This is a genomic window from Flavobacterium hungaricum (assembly GCF_015182285.1).
GTDB classification, from domain to species: domain Bacteria; phylum Bacteroidota; class Bacteroidia; order Flavobacteriales; family Flavobacteriaceae; genus Flavobacterium; species Flavobacterium hungaricum.
The window spans coordinates 182,407-200,120 of record NZ_PRDM01000004.1; the positions used below are offsets into that span (position 1 = coordinate 182,407).

Annotated in this window: 11 protein-coding genes; 10 read left to right on the plus strand and 1 reads right to left on the minus strand. The window is 37.0% G+C overall.

The window, feature by feature from the left end; translation table 11 throughout:
• The first annotated feature begins 1 nt into the window (after window position 1).
• The 9 genes from C4F50_RS17000 to C4F50_RS17040 all read left to right on the plus strand — a co-directional run bounded on the left by C4F50_RS17000 (window position 2) and on the right by C4F50_RS17040 (window position 15,646).
• Window positions 2-1,474, plus strand: coding sequence for a RagB/SusD family nutrient uptake outer membrane protein (locus C4F50_RS17000; RefSeq protein ID WP_194139848.1), 1,473 nt, complete (start codon window positions 2-4; stop codon window positions 1,472-1,474).
• Between the two features lie 392 nt (window positions 1,475-1,866).
• Window positions 1,867-3,783 carry an arylsulfatase gene (locus tag C4F50_RS17005; RefSeq protein WP_194139849.1) on the plus strand — a complete coding sequence of 639 codons (1,917 nt, stop codon included), beginning with the start codon at window positions 1,867-1,869 and terminating at the stop codon, window positions 3,781-3,783.
• Between the two features lie 200 nt (window positions 3,784-3,983).
• A complete protein-coding gene (locus C4F50_RS17010; RefSeq protein WP_194139850.1) occupies window positions 3,984-5,048 on the plus strand; it encodes a sterol desaturase family protein in 1,065 nt (354 codons plus the stop codon).
• 2 nt (window positions 5,049-5,050) lie between these two features.
• Window positions 5,051-5,764, plus strand: a complete 714-nt coding sequence (locus tag C4F50_RS17015; RefSeq protein WP_194139851.1) for a thioredoxin domain-containing protein — start codon at window positions 5,051-5,053, stop codon at window positions 5,762-5,764.
• A 290-nt stretch (window positions 5,765-6,054) separates the two neighbouring features.
• Window positions 6,055-7,671 (plus strand): sulfatase-like hydrolase/transferase, encoded by a 1,617-nt coding sequence (locus C4F50_RS17020; RefSeq protein ID WP_194139852.1) that lies wholly within the window; start codon window positions 6,055-6,057, stop codon window positions 7,669-7,671.
• Between the two features lie 114 nt (window positions 7,672-7,785).
• Window positions 7,786-9,045 carry a YeiH family protein gene (locus tag C4F50_RS17025; RefSeq protein WP_194139853.1) on the plus strand — a complete coding sequence of 420 codons (1,260 nt, stop codon included), beginning with the start codon at window positions 7,786-7,788 and terminating at the stop codon, window positions 9,043-9,045.
• 29 nt (window positions 9,046-9,074) lie between these two features.
• The gene (locus C4F50_RS17030) at window positions 9,075-10,724 is read left to right on the plus strand and encodes an arylsulfatase (RefSeq protein WP_194139854.1); all 1,650 of its coding nucleotides are present in this window, start codon (window positions 9,075-9,077) and stop codon (window positions 10,722-10,724) included.
• 531 nt (window positions 10,725-11,255) lie between these two features.
• On the plus strand, window positions 11,256-14,240 hold the full coding sequence (locus tag C4F50_RS17035) for a SusC/RagA family TonB-linked outer membrane protein (RefSeq protein WP_194139855.1): 2,985 nt from the start codon (window positions 11,256-11,258) through the stop codon (window positions 14,238-14,240).
• 11 nt (window positions 14,241-14,251) lie between these two features.
• Window positions 14,252-15,646 (plus strand): RagB/SusD family nutrient uptake outer membrane protein, encoded by a 1,395-nt coding sequence (locus C4F50_RS17040; RefSeq protein ID WP_194139856.1) that lies wholly within the window; start codon window positions 14,252-14,254, stop codon window positions 15,644-15,646.
• Window positions 15,647-15,782: 136 nt separating this feature from the next.
• Here C4F50_RS17040 and rocD read toward each other — a convergent pair whose 3' ends face one another.
• The gene (gene rocD / locus C4F50_RS17045; RefSeq protein ID WP_194139857.1) at window positions 15,783-17,033 is read right to left on the minus strand and encodes an ornithine--oxo-acid transaminase; all 1,251 of its coding nucleotides are present in this window, start codon (window positions 17,031-17,033) and stop codon (window positions 15,783-15,785) included.
• Between the two features lie 219 nt (window positions 17,034-17,252).
• Between rocD and C4F50_RS17050 the strand changes: the two genes are divergently transcribed.
• A complete protein-coding gene (locus tag C4F50_RS17050) occupies window positions 17,253-17,705 on the plus strand; it encodes an Lrp/AsnC family transcriptional regulator (protein ID WP_194139858.1) in 453 nt (150 codons plus the stop codon).
• Window positions 17,706-17,714 lie beyond the last annotated feature (9 nt).

The following is a 17,714-nucleotide window of genomic DNA, read 5'->3' on the forward strand; positions in this document are numbered from 1 at the left end:
AATGAAAAAGATACTGATAACATTCCTTTTAACGACGGGTTTATTAAGCTCGTGCGCAGACTTGGAGGTAACGCCTACCTCATTTGTAACCGAAGACAATTATTTTGTAACACAAGATGATGCTGTGGCGAGTGTTACAGCCGTTTATGCTTCGCTGAGTTTAGATCCGGGAGAACAGAGTTTGTTCGGACGAAACCTTTATTTCTTGACCGATATGGCATCCGATTATGCTGCTGCTGGAGTTTCTGCCACCAATCCGCAGGTTCGCGCTTTGAGCAGTTTGACGCATGATGCTACTTCAGACCGTGTTCAGGTGGCATGGAGACAAATTTATGCGGGAATCAACAGAGCCAATGTTTCTATCGATAATATTCCGAAAGTTTCGGGTTCAGAGGTTATTAAAACCAGATTAATCAATGAAGCAAAATTTATCAGAGGTCTGTTGTATTTTCAAGCAGTTCGTCTTTGGGGAGGGGTTCCGATTGTTTTACACGAAGCGACTTCTATTAATTTAGAAAACCTAAAAACGAATCGTGCAACGGTTGACGAGGTATACGCTCAAATTATTAAAGATTTGACTGATGCTGAAGCACTTCCTGCCACTTACGCTGCAACAGATGCCGGACGCGCTACCTCTGGAGCTGCAAAGGCAATTTTAGCAAAGGTATACATTACCAGAAAAGACTGGCCTAATACTATTGCAAAGGCCAGAGAAGTCATCAATGGCGGTTACGGCTATGCCTTGTTTGAAGATTTTCAGGATATTTTTACTAAAACCAAAAAGAACGGAAAAGAACATATTTTCTCTGTTCAGTTTGAGCCTAATCAGGCAGGAAATGGTTCTAGCGGGAGTACTTTTCAAGCAACTTCTTTTACCGGATTTACCGCGACAGAACCAGCCGATATTATCTCAGACGTAGCTTTGTTTTATGATATTTATGCCGCAGGAGATAAAAGAAGAGATGTAAGTTATGCCAAACAATTGCTGAATCCTTCGACAGGAACCTTATATACTTTTCCGAAACCTATTTTCAAAAAATATCTGGATTTAACCAACCTGGCAACTCCAGGAAATGTAGCAATCAACTTTCCTGTTATTCGTTATGCAGACGTTTTATTGTCTTTAGCGGAAGCGATAAATGAACAAGGCGGACCAACAACCGAAACTTACGAATTGATCAATCAAGTAAGAAGAAGGGCTTTCGGAAAACCAATTACTACTCCAGATGCAACCGTAGATTTAGTTGGATTAAACCAAACCACTTTTAGAGCGGCGATTCAGGAAGAACGTAAAAAAGAATTTGTTCAAGAAGGACAAAGATGGTTCGATTTAGTTCGATGGGGAACTTTGGTTACTGAAGTGAAAAAAGTAACGGCTAAAAATTCTGTATCAGAAAGAAATAATCTTTATCCGATTCCGCAGAGCGAAAGAAATATAAATCCGGAAGGGCTGCCGCAAAATCCTGGGTATTAAACGTTTCTTTTTTTAACACATAGAAACGGTTTAATTATTAATAAAAAAGAGTTGCAAGAGAAACTCGTTTTTCCAAACATAGTCTGCTATGTATGATAAACGCAATCTTGTCATTTCGACGAAGGAGAACCGAGCGATAGCAAATAGGCGAATTAAATCTCTTTAAGAAACTCTACAAAGATTCACGACTCTTCTGTACGAAGTTACTTGCGCGGGCTTCGACTTCGCTCAGTCTGACAAACTGAACGAAAACATTATTATGAAAATGAGTCTACTAGCCCCGATAGAAGTGGAAATCCTTTTGTGGCGGTCCCGAGGCTTCGGGAGCGGGATTAGCTCCTAAAAAAAACACACTATTATTTAAAAACCATATAACTAAAAAACTATAGAAAATGAAAAATATTAAAAATAGCATTACAATCAAAAGCTCTAAGAAAGGGCTTTTGATTACTGCTGTCCTAGTCGCACAATTAGGATTGGCGCAAGAGAAAACAGAGTTTAAAGGAACCATTGGTAAAACATTGGCCGATTCTAAAGAATATTGGCCAGATCCTGTAACGGCCCCAAAAGGCGCTCCAAACGTTGTTTGGATTTTGTTGGATGATGTTGGATTTGGCGCTTCAAGCACTTTTGGCGGTTTAATCAATACGCCGACTTTTGATAATCTGGCAAATAACGGACTTCGTTATACTAATTTTCATACCACAGCAATCTGTGCGCCTACACGAGCTGCTTTGCTAACGGGAAGAAATTCGGGAAGAGTTCACGTAAGCGGTTTTTCTCATACTGTTTTATCGGCTGGTTTTCCAGGTTGGGACGGAAGAATTCCTTCTGATAAAGGAACCATTGCTGAGATCTTGCGTGACAACGGTTACAACACTTTTGCTGTTGGAAAATATGGTGTAACTCCAGACGAAGAAGCTACAGATGCAGGTCCGTTTGACAGATGGCCGACTGGAAAAGGTTTCGATCATTTCTACGGATTCTTAGGCTCTCAAACTGATCAATACAATCCCGATTTAGTAGAAGATCAGGTGCATATTAAACCCGACGGACGCCACTTAAATGAATTAATTACGGATAAAGCTATTAGTTATATTCAGAAGCAGCAAAAAGCAGCGCCGGGAAAACCATTCTTCTTGTATTATGCACCGGGAGCAGTGCACGCACCTCATCAGGTTGCAGAAAAATGGGTGGAACCTTATAAAGGAAAATTTGACGAAGGCTGGGATGTTTACCGCGAAAAGGTATTGGCAAACCAAAAGAAATTGGGAATCTTTCCTCAAAACGCCGTTTTACCAGATCGTAATGCTTTGATTACGGAATGGAAAAAATTAACGCCAGACCAAAAGAAAGTTTATGCACGATTTATGGAAGTTTACGCTGGATTCTTAACCTATACGGATTATGAGGTTGGAAGAGTGGTGAATTACCTTAAAGAAAGCGGACAGCTAGATAATACCCTGATTTTTGTTGCAATTGGAGATAATGGAGCAAGTAAAGAGGGAACTTTACAGGGAACTATCAGCCAGAGTTTATTTTCTCAAGGCAAAACAGATGAAGAAAATTTTCAAAGTAATTTGAACAATATTGGAGAAATCGGAACTGCAAAAGGTTTAAATACCAATTATCCGCTGGGCTGGGCTCAGGCAACCAATGTTCCATTCAAAAACTGGAAACAAGATGCACAATCTGAAGGAGGAACTCGTAACCCATTGATTGTATTTTATCCGAACGGAATTAAAGAAAAAGGCGGTATCAGAAATCAATACAGCCACGTAACAGATATTCTGCCGACTACTTTGGACATTGCAGGAATTCAGGCCCCGGAATATATCAAAAACATCAAACAAGATATTATTCAAGGTTCTACTTTTAAAGCTTCTATCGATAATCCAAAAGCCGAATCACTGCACAAAGTACAGTATTACTACATTTTTGGAAACAGAGCCATTTACAAAGACGGATGGAAAGCTGCAGCGGCACATTTACCCGATTCTTTTGCGGTTAAAAAATCGATCGGAAATAATGAGAAACCAGCTCCAAGTAACTTTGATACTGATGTTTGGGAATTATACAACTTGAACGAAGATTTTAACGAACGTAACAATCTTGCAAAAAAATATCCTGAAAAATTGGCTGAACTTCAGAAATTATTTGATGAACAAGCCAAAGAAAACAATGTGTATCCGTTGATTGACTGGCAGGATGTTTACAACAGAAGGATTCACAATACTGGAGCCGACAAGGGAAAAACAATTTCTGATTTAATCAAACAGGCAACTAAACCTGCAGGAAGTTCAAACTAATTACTATAACCATCCTGCAGGGTTTGCAAAGCCTTGCAGGAATTTCAAATTATTAAAACTTAATGTAAATGATCATGAAAAGAGTAGACTATGAAATTATCGGAAAAAAGATTGTCGTTGGGATAATCTTGTTTTTAGTGCCTCTGGCCATTTTAGCTGGAGGATTAACAATAATTAATCAATTTTTAAAATAAGAAATCATGGCAGCAGTTCAAAATTCAAAATTGACTAGAGACTTGACAATCAGTCTTTTTATTTATTCATTGCCTGTTTTGGCAATTTACCTTTATTTTAAGCTTGGAAATGGCGTTGTGAGTGAATCTCACCTTACATTACCAGCTTTCTTAGAATTTCTTCAGCCCGCTTTTGCAAACATCAGAACTTGGGGCTTAACCGTATTTATGATCGTTTTAGGCCTTATCGAATTTGGAGCCGGTTTATACGACGACCAATGGACAGGCGAAGAACGCAAAATTGATATTGTTTCTTTCTTAGCGCCAAAATTACTTTTACCGCCAATAATTGCATTTTTTAGTTTAACGGCTCTGCCCTATTTAATTCCGAATCTGGCCAATTCACTGTCTTGGGTTCCGTTTTGGGGAGGTTTTTTCCTGATTGCAATTGCCGACGATTTAACGCAGTATTGGTACCACAGACTGCACCATCAGGTTCCGTTCTTATGGCGTTTTCATAGAACACATCATTCTGCTCCCTACATGGGAATGGCAATGGCTTCTAGACAAAACTTTATCTATACGGTTTTCTTTTCTCAAATCTATTTAACTGCAACTTTAACGTATTTAGGTTTAGGACTTCCTGCTTTATTTGTTTTGGTTATTAAAAGTTTCATCACTTTGGGAGCGCATTCGAGCATTGCATGGGACAAACCTTTTTACAAATACAAAGTATTACATCCAATTGCATGGGTTTTAGAACGATTGATTTCGACTCCGGCAACGCATCATGCGCATCATGCCGATACAAGCGGAGACGGCGTAGGTCACTTTAAAGGAAACTTTGGAAACATGTTTTTTCTTTGGGATGTCATTTTCGGAACAGGATTAATTACGAGAAAATTCCCAGAATCTTACGGAATGAAATCCTACAAACAAGAAGAATGGTACGCACAGTTTCTTTGGCCTATATTCAAATCTAAAAAAGAAGGAAGTGCTTTGGCAGAAGGCGTATTATCCGTTCCGTTAAAACCAAAAACAGTTGCTGCTGAAGAAAACGCTTTACCCGTTTTAGAACAGGTGCAATCATAAAGATGAAAAATAAAAAACTTAAATTTAGTTTAACAGCAATTGTATTTCTAGTTACAATTGCTGTTTTTTCGCAGGGACAAAGTGCCAATTTACTGCTGGATGCTTTTTATGCTAAAGTTAAAAGCCAAAAAAATCCGCAGATTATTGATGCAAGAGGTTCAGATGAATTTGGACTCAATCATATTGAAGGTGCGGTAAATTTTAATCTTAAATCAGACGATTTCGAGAAACGAGTTATTGCTTTAAATCCGTCAAAACCTGTATTTATTTATTCGATTGCGGCGTACAGAAGCGGCCTTTTGGCGGCTGAATTGGGAAAAAGAGGTTTTGCAGAAGTATACATTTTAGAAGGCGGTATTGCGAGCTGGATCGGTGGCGGAAAACCTTTTTACAGTAATTTAAAAACTAAACTGACACTCGCAGAATACAATAAAATACTTTCTGAAAATCAATATGTTTTAGTTGACATTGGTTCTAGATATTGTGCAACTTGTAAAACAGTAAAGCCGATATTAGAATCGCTGCGAACTCAATACGGAGCCAAACTAAAAATCATCGAAATTGAATTAGAAGAAAGTCCGCAGGTCATTGCAGATTTAAAAAACGTAAAAGTCTTTCCCACTTTAATCTTTTATAAAAATGAAAAAATTGTTTTCAAAAAAGATGGCTTAGGAGATTTAAAGAATGATGTTGATACCGCGCTGGCTTCGAAATAAAATGTTGGCAGTTTTTCAAATTTATCAATAAACCATTTATTAGAAATAATAGACCAAAAGTTAACAAGTCCCAGCGGAACGAAATATTTATAGAAATAATTAGTCCATTCCAAAAGAGCTCCAGCGGAGCGGTATATTTTATAATTTGATGTCTAAATGTGTCGCTCCGCTGGAGCTTTTTGGTAGTTTGATCATCACTATATCTATAAATATTTCATTCCTCCGGAATTGTGATTTGAGAAAACCTATCAAACCTTCTTCCATTCAATTAAAAAACTAACCAAAATTATATGGCAAACTATAAAAAAATAACCAAAATTGCTGTTCCCCTATTAATAGTGCTTCTCATTCTGGCCGTATTTCTATTCTGGCCCATTAATACCGACGGTACTTTAATAAAAGAAGATGCAAAGCTGGCTGCAGGAAAGGCTGCTTTTCTAGCTCAGAAAGATACCTCAACAAGAGAAAAAAAGCCCAATATTATCATTCTTCTAGCCGATGATTTAGGTAAATATGATATTTCGTTATACGGAGGAAAATCGACGCCAACACCGCAAATTGATTCTTTGGCCGCTTCGGGCGTAACATTTACAGATGCATACGTTTCTGCTTCTATTTGTTCGCCTTCGCGCGCCGGATTAATTACAGGTCGTTATCAGGAACGTTTTGGCCACGAATACCAGCCTGGAGACAGATATCCGAAAAATAATTTAGAATATTATGCTTTCAAATATTTGATCGATACCAATAATTGGAGATTAAACGATAAAATCGAATATCCAAATGATGCCTCTATAGCCACTCAGGGTTTGCCAAAATCAGAAATCACTTTTGGAGATTTAGCCAAAAGAAAAGGCTACAGCACAGGAATAATAGGAAAATGGCATCTTGGCCACAACAAAGGATTTTTTCCTTTGGACAGAGGTTTTGATTATCATTACGGGTTTTATCAGGCGTTTTCGCTTTTCGCCCCAGAAGACCAAAATCCCGACATTATTAACCACCATCATAAAGATTTTACCGATAAAATGATTTGGGGTAAAGGACGCGTTGGAATTGGACAAATTCGTCGCGATACCACCATTATTGATGAAAAAGAATATCTGACAGAAAAATTTGCAGAAGAAACCGAAGCCTTTATTGATAAAAATAAAAACAAACCATTTTTATTGTACGTACCATTTAATGCGCCGCATACACCCTTTCAGGTTCGTAAAAAATATTACGACCGTTTCCCGAATGTAAAAGATGAAAACAAACGAGTTTATTTTGCTATGATCAGCGCACTTGATGATGCAATCGGAAGAATTCGTGCCAAAGTAAAAAAAGAAGGTCTGGAAGAAAACACTTTAATCTTTTTTGCCAGTGATAACGGCGGTGCCGATTATACTTTTGCCACCACAAACGCACCCTTAAAAGGCGGTAAATTTTCACATTTTGAAGGCGGAATCAATGTTCCGTTTGCACTTTCGTGGAAGGGGAAAATCAAACCGCATACTGTTTACAAAACACCTGTAAGTTCTCTTGATATTTTTACGACGATTGCTGCAGCCATTCATTCTGATCTTCCAAAAGACAGGACTTATGACGGTGTTGATCTGGTTTTTGTTGTGAATGAAAATAAGACTGCCCACAAAGATCTCTATTGGCGTTCTGGCGATGCAAAAGCAATTCGAAGCGGTGATTGGAAACTAATTCTAAGCGGTAAAACACATGAAAAATGGCTTTATAATTTAGGCAGAGACAAATCGGAAACTACAGATCTTGCCACTAAAAATCCGCTAAAAGTAAAAGAATTAGAAAATGCCCTTCAAAATTGGGAAAAGGGATTAATTAAACCACTTTGGCCCAATTTAACGTATTACGAATTTGATTTTGGTAAACAAAAATACTTTGTTGATTTATAAAATACACCAACCTGCACGGTTACAAAACCTTGCAGGTTTTCCGTTTTCTAACTCCAAATAATAACACTGCGTAAAAGGTTTTAAACCTTTCAGTAAAATAATTATATACATTTAATGTCTATTCAATCAAAAAAAATAAACCTTCATGAAGACTGGATAGTTGTCCTTTTAGGCTTTTTAATCATCGGGATTTCCCTATTTATTTTTCTTCCTTTAGTACCTGTTTTCAAATGGGCAAATACGGCAGATTTACAAAACGATGTCTTTAATTTCGAAAATCTTCAAACCCTTTTCATACAATTTGTCTATTTCATTTCGATAGGAACCATCGGAGCTTTTTTGGCTGGCAAATCTGTAAAAAACTTTCTATTGGTTTTTCCGATAGTGTACCTATTAACCGTGATTGCCTTGATTATTGCCGGAAACAGTTTTGTAAAAGGACTCAATTTAGAAGCCGTAATTTTTAGTCTGGCAATAGGATTATCTATTGGCAATTTCTTTAAACTTCCGGAATGGTTTCGTGCAGCACTTTCTACAGAAGTCTTTGTAAAAATCGGATTGGTTTTGCTGGGTACGAGTGTCATTTTTTCAGATATTCTTAAAGCAGGTTCGCTAGGATTAATTCAGGCATTAATTGTTGTTTTATCCGTTTGGTATTTTGCCTTTTGGCTTTGCAAAAAATTAAAAGTAGATGATGAATTAACGATGATGATCTCAAGTGCCGTTTCTATCTGCGGTGTTTCTGCCGCAATTGCGACATCAGGCGCTATCAAAGGAGATTCAAAAAAATTATCGTACGTCATTTCGATTGTTTTGGTAACGGCCATTCCCATGATGATTTTTATGCCTATTATTGCTAAATATTTTAATTTCCCCGAAGAAGTTACAGGAGCCTGGCTCGGCGGCAGTATCGATACTTCGGGAGCGGTTGTTGCCTCAGGAACTTTGGTTGGCGAAACGGCTTTAAAAATTAGTACAATTGTCAAATTTTCGCAAAATGTATTATTAGGATTAGCTGCTTTTGCCATCTCCGTTTATTGGACCTATACACATAATACTTCACAAGGTGAAGTATCAAAACCTACTTTGGCCGTAATCTGGGAACGTTTCCCAAAATTCGTTATCGGATTTATTGCCGCTTCCCTGCTCTTTTCTTTTGTGCTGACTCCCGAAGTCAGGGACACTGTAAAAGACAGTATAAAAAATCTGCAGGGACTTTGGTTTGCCTTGGCTTTTACCAGCATCGGCTTAGAAACCAATTTTAAAGAGCTGCTGCAAAACAACAGTAAAAAACCTTTATACGCCTTTTTAATAGCCCAGCTGTTCAATATCATCATTACACTTTTAATCGCTTTTTTACTTTTTAGTAAATAATGTGATGCTAAATATTAAATAAAAAAAGAATGAAAAAAATCGCATTTACAATATCACTTTTAGCCTCAGCCATTGTTTCCGTTCATTCACAAAATAAAACGGAAACTTCAAAACCAAATATTATCCTCATTATGGTCGATGATATGGGATATTCTGATTTAGGAAACTATGGTTCTGAAATAAAAACACCCAATCTTGATAAATTGGCCGGTGAAGGTTTACGCCTGCGCGAATTTTACAACAACTCGATTTGCGCCCCAACAAGAGCTTCTTTATTAACAGGGCAATACCAGCACAAAGCCGGAGTGGGCTTTTTTGATGTCAATCTGGGTTTACCCGCTTATCAGGGCTATTTAAATAAAGAATCATTGACCTTGGGAGAAGTTTTCCGATCTGGCGGCTACAGCACCATTCTATCTGGAAAATGGCATGTTGGTTCAGAAGACCAAGCGCAATGGCCAAATCAGAGAGGATTTGACAAGTTTTATGGAATCTTGAAAGGGGCTTCCAACTATTTTGATACCAAACCACTTCCATTCGGAAAAAATCCATATCCCGTAAAACTGATTAAGAATAATGTTGAATTACATCCAAAAGACGATTCGTATTACTTTACAGATGAAATTGGAAATAATGCGGTTACTTTCTTAGACGAACAAAACAAAGAGAACAAACCTTTCTTTTTATATCTGGCTTTTACGGCTCCGCACTGGCCTTTGCAGGCTAAACCGGTTGATATTGCCAAATACAGAGGTAAATTTGACGAAGGCTGGGATGTTTTGAGAGAAAAGAGAATTCAAAAACTAAAAGAAAACGGCATTTTACCAACCGATCAAACTGTGGCACCAAAAGATCCCGAAGTTCCAGAATGGAACAAATTAACCTACGACGAAAAACAATTCTGGAAAGCAAAAATGGAAGTTTATGCTGCAATGGTAGACAATATGGATCAGAATGTTGGAAAAGTTTTGGACAAATTAAAAGCTTTGAAAAAAGATAAAAACACGCTGATTATTTTTATTTCTGATAATGGAGCGCAAGGCGGTTTTAATACTTATAACCCATTGGGAAGAGGTTTAGTTAGAAATGACGGGCCGGTTGGAACTTCGGGATCATTTGATTATCAAGAACAAAACTGGGCTTATTTATCTAATACACCTTTACAGCAATATAAAAACAATATGCACGAAGGCGGATTCAGTTCACCGTTTATCGCTTGGTTTCCATCAAAAATAAAAGCCGGAAGAATCGATAAAGGAACAGGACATATTATTGACCTTGCCCCTACTTTTTACGAATTGGCAGGAATCGAATATCCCAAAGAATATAATGGTGCTGCGACAAACGCATTGGCTGGAAGCAGTTTGTTACCTGTTTTATTTAATAATGTTTCGCAGGTCGAAAGAGGCGCGCCATTATTCTGGGAAAGAGCTGGAAATCGTGCCGTACGCGATGGAAAATGGAAACTGGTTTCGACTTATCCTTCTTACGAATGGGAACTGTATAACATTGAAACCGACCGAGGAGAAACGACAAACGTCGCACAGCAAAATCCTGGAATTGTAAACAAACTTTCGGCCTCTTATTTTGATTGGGCAGACCGAACCGGAGTTGTGGAATACAGTAAATTTAAACTAAAAACAGAAGTAATGCCTGGAGGCGCTCCTTTAAAAAGATAATTGCTTTTTTTTGATATTTTAAGCAATTATAAAAAAAGGCGATTGTATACTGCAATCGCCTTTTGTATCATACTTTTTTTTGTTTTGAAAGATTCAAGAATACTGCATTTTTCAATAATTTAATTGACTAAACATGGTGCTTTTTCTGCTTCTTTTTCGCCTTTTAATACTTCATACAAAGAATCAAACACACAGTACTAAGAGCTTTTAGTGGATTGGGATTTCTTAGAAGTTTAGGGATGAATCCGAATTTCCATCACAAGCACTAATTCTTTTTCAAAGAAAGCTCAATTTACCAAAGATTTTAAACGCTATATTTGTTAAAAACGTATAAAAAACATAAATTAGCAATCCCATAAGTTAAATTAAATACAATTCTTCACTTCTTTTTCTAAGAAAACCACTAATTTTTTCTTCAAAAGTTACAATAAACACAAAAACCGCTTGATTTGTTATTTTTATTGTTAAAAAATCATTAATAGTTAACATTATTTTAAGATATTTGAGATATCTAATTTAATCGAAAGAAAAATGAAAATCAACTTCAAGCATTTTTTGTGGCTTTTATCAGTGCTGTTTATGCAGATAGCTGCCGCGCAAGACGGATCAATTTCTGGAAAAGTAACGGATAAAAAAGGAATGCCAATTCCAGGAGTAAACATTGTGTTAAAGGGAACAAAAATTAGTACGCAAACTGATTTTGACGGCCAATTTAAAATCGATGCTGCCAAAGGCCAGATACTAGTTGTAAGCTATGTAAGTTACAGTTCTGTAGAGGTTCCTGCCTCCAACGGTATGAAAATTGAATTAATTGAAACTCAAAATGAGCTTGAGGCTGTTTTAGTAGTAGGTTACGGAACACAATCTAAGAAAAACCTAACCGATAATATCGCACGAGTTACAGCAAAAGATATTCAGCAGATTCCTGTTTCGAATATGCAGAATGCTTTAGTTGGAAAACTTGCCGGGGTTCAGGTAACGCAAACCAATGGTAAAGTAGAAGGCGGTATCAATATTAGAGTTCGCGGTGCTGCCAGTATTAGCGCTGGAACACAGCCTTTGTATGTATTAGACGGTATTCCGCTTATCAATGATAACGAATCGAGCAACGGAGCGCCAACCAATCCGTTATTAACATTGAGTACCAGCGAAATCGAATCTATCGATGTTTTAAAAGACGCCTCTTCTGCTGCAATTTACGGAGCCAGAGGAGCTAATGGAGTGGTATTAATTACAACCAAAAAAGGAAAAGAAGGAAAAGGTACTTTTTCTATCAATCTTTCTCAAGGTGTCAGCGAAGCAACGCACAAAAAGAAATGGTTGAATGCCAAACAATATGTATCATTATTGCAGGAAGCAGGACGAAATGTAGACGATTTAGAATCTGTAGAAGATGAGTTAGAATTTTTATCTCAGGGAACAGATTGGAGAAACGGAGAAATTGATACCAATTGGCAGGATATTGCCTTAAAAACAGGTTACACTACAGATGCCGATTTCTCGCTCTCTGGAGGTGACAGTAAAACAAAATATTTCTTTTCTGGTGCTTACAACAATACTGTCGGGATCGTAGACAGCAACAGTTTAGAAAGAATTACAGGAAGAACCAATTTATCTCACAAAGTATCAGACCGTTTTACAGCGGGAATGAATCTGGGATTTTCTAGATCGCTTATTGATCGTGTGCAGGATGACAACTCGTTCTCTACTCCTTTGCAGTCTGTTGCGCAGGCACCAATTTCGCAGGCGAGATTAGCAGACGGAACTGCAAATCCAAATACAGAATACTCGAATTATCTTTTAGCAAAAGACAATACTTTCTGGAAAACGATAATGAGAAGACTTACGGGTAAAATTTACGGAGAATTAAAACTTTTAAATTCTTTAAAATTCAATTCTGATTTTTCTTATGACTTTTTGAGCCAGACAGAAGATTACTGGCAAGGTAAAAATGCTCCTTTTATGGCTACAGACGGTGCTGTATTTGCAACTTCTGTAAACACAGAAAATTATGTTTGGAGTAATTACTTTACTTACGATCATACTTTTGCAGAAAAACACAGCCTAAACATTGTAGCGGGTATGGAGTTCAATAAATACAACAGAAGATATCAGGATGTTAACAGTATTTATTTCCCGAACGATGATTTTCAAACAGTTGACGGTGGTGCCGAAGTAAATGAAGGTCACGGAAGCCAGACCGATTATGCTTTTGTTTCGCAGTTTGGGCGTTTAAATTATTCTTATCAAGGAAAATATCTTTTCAAAGCCAGTGTGCGTCGTGATGGGTCTTCTCGTTTTGGTAAAAACGAAAAATTTGGAGTTTTTCCAGCATTCTCAGCAGGATGGGTAGTTTCTCAGGAAGAATTTCTAAAAGACAATGCAGTGCTTTCTTATTTGAAATTAAAAGGAAGCTGGGGGAAATTAGGAAATGCTGAAATCGGAAATTTTGCATCACGCCAATTATACCGTCCAAATCCGTATAATTTAAAATCTGGACTTACTTTTGATCAAGCTGGAAATGATAACCTGACTTGGGAAAAATCTACGCAGACTGATTTTGGTGTGGAATTAGGCTTTTTAAACAAAATCAGCTTTGAAGCGGATTATTACCAAAAAGATACCGACGGATTGTTATTTGAAGTTCCGGTTCCGATAAGTTCTGGTGCGCAATTCATCAATAAAAATATTGGAAAAATAAGAAGCAGTGGTTTTGAATTTACTTTAAACACTAAAAACATTGAAACAGAAAACTTTAGATGGAATACTAGTTTTAATATTACAACAAATAATTCTGAAGTAAAATCACTGCCAAATAATGGTACTGATATCATCACAACTTATACCATCAATAGAGTGGGCGAAAATATTTCATCTTTCTATTTGGTTGAATATGCTGGAGTTGATCCTGCAAACGGAGATGCATTGTTTGTAAAAAATACGGTAAATGCAGACGGAACTTTGGATAAATCTACAACAAACGATTACAGTGAGGCAAAAAGAATCATTGCTGGAAATCCGTTCCCGACTTTGATGTCTGGTTTGACCAATACAATATTCTACAAAGGCATCGATTTTACTTTTACATTCCAAGGCGAATGGGGTGCTAGTATTTATAATTCTGCTGGAGGTTATATGTCATCTGCAGCCGATTATTTTGATAATCAAACAGCAGATCAGTTAAACCGCTGGCAAAATCCTGGTGATATTACTGATGTCCCACAAGCCAGATTTGGAGGCACTAACGGAACACAAGATTCTTCTCGTTACCTTGAAAAATCCGATTTTGTTCGTTTAAGAAACCTAACTATCGGATACACTTTGCCAAAACAAACCGTATCTAACATGGGAATGAGCAGTTTACGAGTTTATTTAACTTCTGTAAATTTACTTACATTCACAAATTACAAAGGTACAGACCCTGAAGCAAGAAGAGATGATACAGGAATCGGCGAAGATTTTTACTCTGCACCGCCAGCAAGAACAATAGCATTAGGAGTAAATATTAATTTTTAAAAAAGGACATGATGAAAGCACATAAATTAATCTTACTTATAATTTCTGCAGTATTTTTTACAAGCTGTGAAAATGAACTAGACTTAGATCCCAAACAAAGAGAAGATGCAGAAGTAACCTTAAGCACAGAGGCTGGAGTAACCAATGTATTGACTGGAACATACGCTCTGGCAGCGTATGGTAATGCATACGGAGGAAGGATTCTGCTTTATGCCGATTTATTGGGAGTTACCGGCGCGCTGAATACTACCGATTTAAGATGGAGAGGAACCTTTGGCGAGCTTCGTCAAATGTACCTGAAAACCATGTATTCTGATAACGTTATTATCGAAGGAACTTATTCTAGATGTTACGCCATTATCAATGCTGCCAATACAGTAATTGAAAACATAGACAAAGTAAAAGATCCAGACAGACAAGCTGTAATGATTGGAGAAGCCAATTTTTTAAGATCACTGGCTTATTTTGATTTGGTACGTTTCTTTGCAAAACCTTATATAGCCGGCCAAACCAACAGCCAGCTGGGCGTTGTAATTAGACCAAATGCAATTTATGATTTTAGTGCAGATCTCTCTAAAGAAAGAAGTACTGTCGAAGAAGTATACAAAGTAATCATTGACGGATTAAATCTGGCTTATACCAATCTTCCTGAAGAAAATAGTTTTTATGCCGATAAATATGCCGCACAGGCGCTTTTGGCTAGAGTCTATCTGCAGCAAGGCAATTACGCATTAGCAAGAGATGCCGCGGATGATGTTATCGAAAACAGCGGTCACGGTTTATCAGCTAGTTATGGCGCTGCATTTAATCATGACACCGATCAAATCGAAGATGTTTTTGCTATTCAGATTACAAAACAAACCGGGGTAAACGATGCCGTAACGTTTTACGCTTCAGAAGATAACGGAGGGCGCGGTGGTGATTTCTCTATTAGAGATGCGTATTTGAACAAATTTAGCTCAACAGACACAAGAGGGACATTTAATTATGAAAATCCAGCAAACGGCAGAATTTTAACTTCAAAATTCACCAATCAGTTTGCCAACGTAGGGATTATTCGTCTTGCAGAATTATATCTAATAAGAGCCGAAGCCAATTTTAGACTTGGAACTGCGATTGGAGACACCCCTTTAAATGACATTAACACTATTAGAGAACGCTCAAACGCAGGAGCTATCCCAGCAGTTACATTAGACGATATTTTATTAGAACGCGAATTAGAATTAGGAATGGAAGGATTTTTAATTCACGACATCAAAAGAACACAGCGTTCTATCGACATCAGCACCGATGGCGACGGATCGGATTTATTGCCTTTTGATGATGATGTTTTGGTATTCCCGATTCCGCTTAAAGAAACCGACGCCAACAAAAAAATCACGCAAAACCCAGGTTACGGAACCTAAATTAATAATAACCAAAGCAAAAAACCATCCGATTACGGATGGTTTTTTATTTTTTAACTCGTTGGGTGTAATTCAAAATCTATGAATTTCAATACCTATGAATTTAGGTATCTCAGAATCTTAAACGTTCTTAATCTTAAACAAATTCCTTCAACGATTTTTCTATAATTTCTAAACATTCCTGTATTTGAGATTCTGTCATAACCAAAGGCGGTGCCAGACGAATTTTATTTCCGTGAGTCGGTTTTGCCAATAATCCGTTGTCTCTAAATCTTAGACAGATTTCCCAAGCCAAATTCGAATCTTCATCGGTATTAATTACAATTGCATTCAAAAGACCTTTACCTCTAACCAACGTAATCAAGTTGTTTTTTGCTGCAATTTCGTTTAATCCCTTTCTTAAAATAATTCCTAGACGTTCTGCATTTTCAGCCAGTTTTTCGTCTTTAACTACCTCAAGCGCTGCAATGGCAACCGCCGCCGCAACCGGATTTCCACCAAAAGTAGAACCGTGCTGTCCCGGCTTAATTACATTCATGATTTCATCGTTACACAAAACAGCCGAAACAGGATAAACACCTCCAGAAATTGCTTTTCCTAAAATTAAAATATCGGGCTGAACATTTTCGTGGTGTACTGCCAATAATTTTCCGGTACGCGCAATTCCGGTTTGTACCTCATCTGCAATAAACAAAACATTGTGTTTTTCGCAAAGTGCTTTCGCTTTCGCTAAATACCCTTCAGAAGGTACATAAACCCCTGCTTCACCTTGAATTGGCTCTACTAAAAATCCAGCGATATTTTTTGAGGAATTCAAAGCATTTTCCAATGCTTCCAGATTGTCGTATTCAATTTTTATAAAACCATCTGTAAAAGGTCCGAAGTTTTTGCGAGCCGTTTCATCGTTAGAAAACGAAATAATCGTCGTAGTTCTGCCATGAAAATTGTTCTCGCAAACAATCACCTGTGCCTGATTTTCTGGAATTCCCTTTACTTCGTAAGCCCATTTTCTACAAACTTTTAGTGCTGTTTCTACCGCTTCAGCACCTGTATTCATTGGCAGAACTTTATCAAAACCAAAATATTTTGTTACGTATTCTTCGTAATTTCCTAGCTTATCGTTATAAAAAGCTCTTGAAGTCAAGCTGAGTTTTTGAGCCTGATCTACCATTGCCTGAACAATTTTTGGATGACAATGCCCTTGATTTACGGCCGAATAAGCAGATAAAAAATCATAGTACTTTTTCCCATCAACATCCCAAACGTATACACCTTCTCCACGTTCTAAAACAACAGGAAGCGGATGGTAATTATGAGCGCCGTATTTATTTTCTTTTTCAATCAAAATTTCTGATTTTGATGAAAGTGCTTTTTCAGTATCAATCATATTGTTTTGTTTTAGAAAGGCAAAAGTAGTAAATTTTATTTATTATAAAGCCAAAAACAATAGTATTGACTTTAAAAATCACAATTAAAAGTCAAAACCAAACATTTTTAAAACTTAAAAAATCAATTTTAAATTTTATACAAAAATGAATTTCTATTTTTAAATTAAAAAAAATGGTTACTTTTATGAATCTATAAAAGTTTTTACCTCAATTAAAATATGGATAATTTAGACGAATTTGATATCAATATTCTTAAAGAATTAGAAAAAGACGGCCGAATGGCATTTTCTGCCATTGCTGCCAATTTAAAAATATCAAATACAATGGTACATCAGCGAATCAACAGATTGGTTGAACAAGGCGTTATCAGCGGTATAAAACCTATTATTCAAGAAAAGAAAATTGGTTACGATTGGGCTTCCTTTACCGGAATTACTTTAAACAAAGATTCTGATTCTGATCGTATTATCGAAGAATTAAAAAATATTCCCGAAATCACAGAATGCTATTATGTTACGGGATCTTTTACGCTTTACATCAAAATTATTGCAAAAAACCACGAACACATGCGCTCGATTCTTTATGAAAAAATCGACAGTATTCCAGGAATTGCCAAAACCGATTCGATTATAGAATTGGGTTGTGCTTTTAAACGAAATATCATTTTATAAAAAAAGAAA

Coding starts and splice junctions, on each gene's coding strand:
- C4F50_RS17000 (WP_194139848.1), top strand. CDS start 2: ATGAAAAAGATACTGATAACATTCCTTTTAACGACGGGTTTATTAAGC.
- C4F50_RS17005 (WP_194139849.1), top strand. CDS start 1,867: ATGAAAAATATTAAAAATAGCATTACAATCAAAAGCTCTAAGAAAGGG.
- C4F50_RS17010 (WP_194139850.1), top strand. CDS start 3,984: ATGGCAGCAGTTCAAAATTCAAAATTGACTAGAGACTTGACAATCAGT.
- C4F50_RS17015 (WP_194139851.1), top strand. CDS start 5,051: ATGAAAAATAAAAAACTTAAATTTAGTTTAACAGCAATTGTATTTCTA.
- C4F50_RS17020 (WP_194139852.1), top strand. CDS start 6,055: ATGGCAAACTATAAAAAAATAACCAAAATTGCTGTTCCCCTATTAATA.
- C4F50_RS17025 (WP_194139853.1), top strand. CDS start 7,786: ATGTCTATTCAATCAAAAAAAATAAACCTTCATGAAGACTGGATAGTT.
- C4F50_RS17030 (WP_194139854.1), top strand. CDS start 9,075: ATGAAAAAAATCGCATTTACAATATCACTTTTAGCCTCAGCCATTGTT.
- C4F50_RS17035 (WP_194139855.1), top strand. CDS start 11,256: ATGAAAATCAACTTCAAGCATTTTTTGTGGCTTTTATCAGTGCTGTTT.
- C4F50_RS17040 (WP_194139856.1), top strand. CDS start 14,252: ATGAAAGCACATAAATTAATCTTACTTATAATTTCTGCAGTATTTTTT.
- rocD (WP_194139857.1), bottom strand. CDS start 17,033: ATGATTGATACTGAAAAAGCACTTTCATCAAAATCAGAAATTTTGATT.
- C4F50_RS17050 (WP_194139858.1), top strand. CDS start 17,253: ATGGATAATTTAGACGAATTTGATATCAATATTCTTAAAGAATTAGAA.